This window comes from Bacillus sp. P4_D3 (assembly GCF_056401855.1).
On record NZ_JBFUIN010000264.1, the window covers coordinates 1 to 4,355 of the forward strand.

Below are 4,355 nucleotides of genomic sequence, written 5' to 3' on the forward strand. Positions count from 1 at the left end.
GTATTCTATTGTTGGTTTCTGTTTTATTATGTTTTTCGTTAAACAGCGCATCGGCTAAAAGATATATGATGTCTATTCATACTACGTCTTCTATACATATGCAGCGGCAACATTTCGGTAAAATGAAAGTGAGTTTTTTAAAAGTTGGACAAGGTGATGCGACACTTATTACATTGCCAAATGGTCAAACGATGTTAATAGATGGGGGCCCTTATGAAGCGGGAGAGGTTATTATTCAAAAACTAATTGAAAAAAGAATTAATCATTTAGATGTGATTGTAAGTACTCATCCTGATATGGACCATATAGGGGGGCTTATTCCAATTGTAGAACAAATGCCAGTTTCACTCGTATTAGATAGTGGGAAAACATATAGTTCATTTACTTATCATACGTATCGGAATAACATTAAAAAAAGGGGCATTCCTTTCATTTCAGTGAAGGAAGGACAATACATACCGCTAGATCCACATGTTTCTATACAAGTATTGAACAATGGTAAATCAAAAGACGAGAATAACGAGTCCTCAATTGTGTTAAAGATTCGATATGGTAAAGCGGACTTTTTATTAATGGGTGATGCTGATATACGGACGGAAAATGAAATATTAAAGCAATTTGATATACATGCAGATGTATTAAAAGTTGGGCATCATGGCTCGTATACTTCAACGAGTGAAACATTCTTAAAAAAAGTAGATCCACAATTCGCTATTCTTTCGTACGGGAGTAGAAATCCGTATGGGCATCCTCATCAAAGTGTAGTAAGACGATTAAAACAGCGTGGTATAATGATATACGGAACAAACAAACGTACTGTAGAAATAGAAACAGATGGTGAACATATTACTATGGGGGCTAGCGGTTTTATGCCATTACTTAAGTAACTAATTATATAAGAGGGTATTTTCCATTTTGGAAAAAATGAATAATATATATTATAATGAAAAAGAAATCAATTTCCTTTTTTCGCTGAACGAAGAGGAAATTTCATTAGAATGTATAGACAACTACTTGTGTGTATATTAAGATGGAATTAGGCGAATAAGGTAATAATAATAAGTAGGTATTTCATGGGAAAGGATCGATGAAAATGAAAACGCAAGTTGTCATCAATGCCAAAATTTATACAGGTAAAGAAGTAGTGGAAAATGGATTTATTCGTTACGCAGAAACAGTTAAAGAAATTGGTTTGATGGCTCAATATGTATCACAAGAAAATGAAACTGTGTTAGATGCGGCAGGAAAGATTGTGATTCCAGGTATGATCGATGTTCATATTCATGGTGGATACGATATTGATGCGATGGATGCAAATAGCGATGGATTAGTAACTCTTGGTAAAGAAATGTTAAAAGAAGGAGTTACAACTTACTTCCCAACAACAATGACACAAGCTCCAGAAGCGATTGAAGCGGCGCTACTTGCTGCGAAGGAAGCGAAAGATAAAGGAGCACATTTCGAATATATTCACTTAGAAGGACCATATGTTTCAAAAAAACGTGCGGGTGCACAACCACTTGAACATATTGTTCCTGCGAGTATCGAGCAATTTAAACAATGGCAGGAAGCAAGCGGTAATCTAATTAAATTAGTAACATATGCACCGGAAGAAGAAGGTGCGTTAGAGTTTGAACAGTATCTTGCTGAAACAGGTGTTGTTGGCACAATGGGGCATACAGATGCGATTGATGCACAACTGAAAAATAGAAAAATTACACATGCAACACATTTATATAACCAAATGCGTGGATTACATCATCGTGAACCAGGAGTTGTTGGTCATGTGTTATTAAATCCAGATGTAATGGTTGAAGTAATTACAGATGGTATTCACATTCACCCTGATATGGTGAAATTAGCGTATAAATTAAAAGGGCCGAAAAAAGTAAGTGTCATTACAGATGCAATGCGTGCAAAAGGTCTTGAAGAAGGATTATATGAACTTGGCGGACAGCCAGTACATGTAAAAGATGGCAGTGCTCGATTAGAAGATGGAACGTTAGCTGGTAGTATTTTAAAAATGGATCAAGCTTTCCGAAATGTAATTGAATTTACAGGATGTTCAATCGAGGATGCAGTGTTGATGACATCAGTTAACCAAGCAGAAGAGTTTGGATTAAATAATAAAGGCGCGTTAGCGGCAGGCAAAGATGCAGACTTTGTTGTTATGACTGAAGAATTACATGTATATGATACGGTTCGTTTAGGAATTCATATGAAGGAAGGGAAGTAATAAGATGAATATTCTTGTTGTAAAAACTCCAGAAGAATTAGCAGAAGCAGGTTATAAGTTAATTAAAGAGGTTGTAAAATCAAAAGAAAATCCAACTTTAGGAATGGCTACAGGAAGCTCTCCATTAGGTATTTATGCAGAAATGCGAAAAAATAAACTTGATACAAGTCATACAACCACTGTAAACTTAGATGAGTACGTAAATTTACCACACGAAGATAAAAACAGCTATCACTATTTCATGCAAGAACAGTTGTTTGATCATCTTCCATTTAAACAAACTTATGTACCGAATGGGATGGCAAGTGATTTAGAGGAAGAGTGCAAGCGTTATGAAGGCATTCTAGTAGCTAACCCAGTTGACTTACAGATTCTTGGAATCGGTGAAAACGGTCACATCGGATTTAATGAGCCAGGAACACCATTTAATTCTCCAACTAACATTGTAGAATTAACAGAATCTACGCGCCAAGCAAACCTTCGCTTCTTTGAAAATGAAGAAGATGTGCCGACTCATGCGATTACAATGGGAATTGGAAGTATTATGAAAGCAAAACAAATTCTACTTGTTGCTATGGGATCTAAAAAGGCAGAAGCTATTAAAGAGCTATTGCAAGGTGAATATAGTGAGGCGTGTCCTGCTACAGTTTTACAACGTCATCCGAATGTAACCGTAATCGCAGATCCAGAAGCTCTATCTTTATGCAGTGAGGCGATTGCTGATGAACATCGACAAGTATTCACCATTTCCGATCTATTATCAGATTCAAGAGTGGGTGAAACAGCTAATTGAGGAAGGCGAATGGAAGCCGGGAGATAAAATTCCATCTGAGAATGAACTTTGTGATAAGTTCGAAGTGAGTCGTATGACAATCAGACAGGCGATTAATAACTTAGTGGAACAAGGTTATTTATACCGGAAACGTGGGATTGGAACGTTCGTCCAACTTCCGAAAGTGGAGCAAAAGTTGCAAGGAATGACGGGATTCACAGAAGATATGATTTCTCGTGGTATGAAACCGAGCAGCCAGTTATTAAGTTTCCGCCTAGTTCCAGCTACTGCTAAAATAGCAGACCGGCTGAGAATACAAGAGGGAGAATCGGTTTATGAAGTGAGGCGTACGCGCTTAGCTGATGACGAACCGATTGCATTTGAGACGACATATTTGTCGCCAACTCTTGTGAAAGATATTAACGAAGAAATATTGCAACAATCTTTATATGAACATTTAGAGAAAAAACTGGGCTTTAAGCTTGTTCGCGCTACTCAATCAATTGAAGCTTCAATTGCAACGGATAATGAAGCTGAACATCTGCATATTCCTAAAAAGGCGCCTGTACTTGTAATGCGTCAATGGTCATATTCAGAAGGTGAGTTACCGTTAGAGTATGTGAAATGTATTTATCGTGGGGATCGTTACAAGTTTATTACGAACATCGCACGTAACAAGTAATATATTTCAGTTTGTGAAGTACAGTGAACTTTGATGTTTTCAACATGTAAAGAAATAAAAACACGACTCATCCTTATAAGGATCGAGTCGTATTTTTATTTGCTTCTTCATTATAAACAAGTACTTGGTTAACGGCATCTTTGACAGCATCTACTACATAGTGAGCGTGCTCTTTTACCGCGTCATCAGCTTGAGACATAGCAAAACTATGAGGAGTTAAAGAAAACATTGGAATATCATTGTAAGAATCCCCTATGCACGCAACCTCCTCTGGTTGTATTTGAAACTCTTGTAATAAAACAGAAATAGCAGAACCTTTACTAATATTGGGTGGCATTACATCTAAACATTGTTCAGCTGAAATGAAAGTACTAACTTTTCCATGGAATTTTTCATCAATCTTTTTTTGAAGGAGTTGTAAGTTTTCCTTTGTTCCACCGATAGAAATTTTATTTGGAAAAATTGTATCATCGATTTTCTGTAATAAATTTGGTTCTTCAACAGAAGTCATTGTTATTTGTTTTTCGAGTTCATGAATAAAAGGTGTCTTTTCTTCAATATAGTAATTATGCTCATCACTTACATAACGGAAATAAGGGTCTTGATTTGTCATTGATAACAAATCAGGTAGAATACTGGAATCGAATGTTGCAGATAATAGTTGT

Annotated in this window: 5 protein-coding genes; 4 read left to right on the forward strand and 1 reads right to left on the reverse strand. The window is 36.3% G+C overall.

Annotated elements, in window-relative coordinates; translation table 11 throughout:
- The first annotated feature begins 2 nt into the window (after nucleotides 1–2).
- The 4 genes from AC1DTM_RS18880 (at nucleotide 3) to phnF (ending at nucleotide 3,690) form a co-directional block, all read left to right on the forward strand.
- Complete coding sequence (locus tag AC1DTM_RS18880) at nucleotides 3–887, forward strand: ComEC/Rec2 family competence protein (protein ID WP_477000645.1); 885 nt, start codon at nucleotides 3–5, stop codon at nucleotides 885–887.
- A gap of 206 nt (nucleotides 888–1,093) precedes the next feature.
- Entirely contained in the window at nucleotides 1,094–2,236 is a 1,143-nt protein-coding gene (gene nagA, locus AC1DTM_RS18885) for an N-acetylglucosamine-6-phosphate deacetylase (RefSeq protein ID WP_002160622.1), read from the forward strand.
- Nucleotides 2,237–2,240: 4 nt separating this feature from the next.
- Nucleotides 2,241–3,029, forward strand: a complete 789-nt coding sequence (gene nagB, locus AC1DTM_RS18890; RefSeq protein ID WP_016106083.1) for a glucosamine-6-phosphate deaminase — start codon at nucleotides 2,241–2,243, stop codon at nucleotides 3,027–3,029.
- A complete protein-coding gene (gene phnF / locus AC1DTM_RS18895) occupies nucleotides 2,959–3,690 on the forward strand; it encodes a phosphonate metabolism transcriptional regulator PhnF (RefSeq protein WP_078172874.1) in 732 nt (243 codons plus the stop codon). The genes nagB and phnF overlap by 71 nt, the downstream gene beginning before the upstream one ends.
- A 73-nt stretch (nucleotides 3,691–3,763) precedes the next feature.
- On the opposite strand, the gene AC1DTM_RS18900 is transcribed toward phnF, so the two are convergent.
- Nucleotides 3,764–4,355: HAD-IIB family hydrolase (locus tag AC1DTM_RS18900; RefSeq protein ID WP_477000646.1), on the reverse strand; the 592-nt coding region annotated here is incomplete at its 5' end.

Coding starts and splice junctions, on each gene's coding strand:
- nagB (WP_016106083.1), top strand. CDS start 2,241: ATGAATATTCTTGTTGTAAAAACTCCAGAAGAATTAGCAGAAGCAGGT.
- phnF (WP_078172874.1), top strand. CDS start 2,959: ATGAACATCGACAAGTATTCACCATTTCCGATCTATTATCAGATTCAA.
- nagA (WP_002160622.1), top strand. CDS start 1,094: ATGAAAACGCAAGTTGTCATCAATGCCAAAATTTATACAGGTAAAGAA.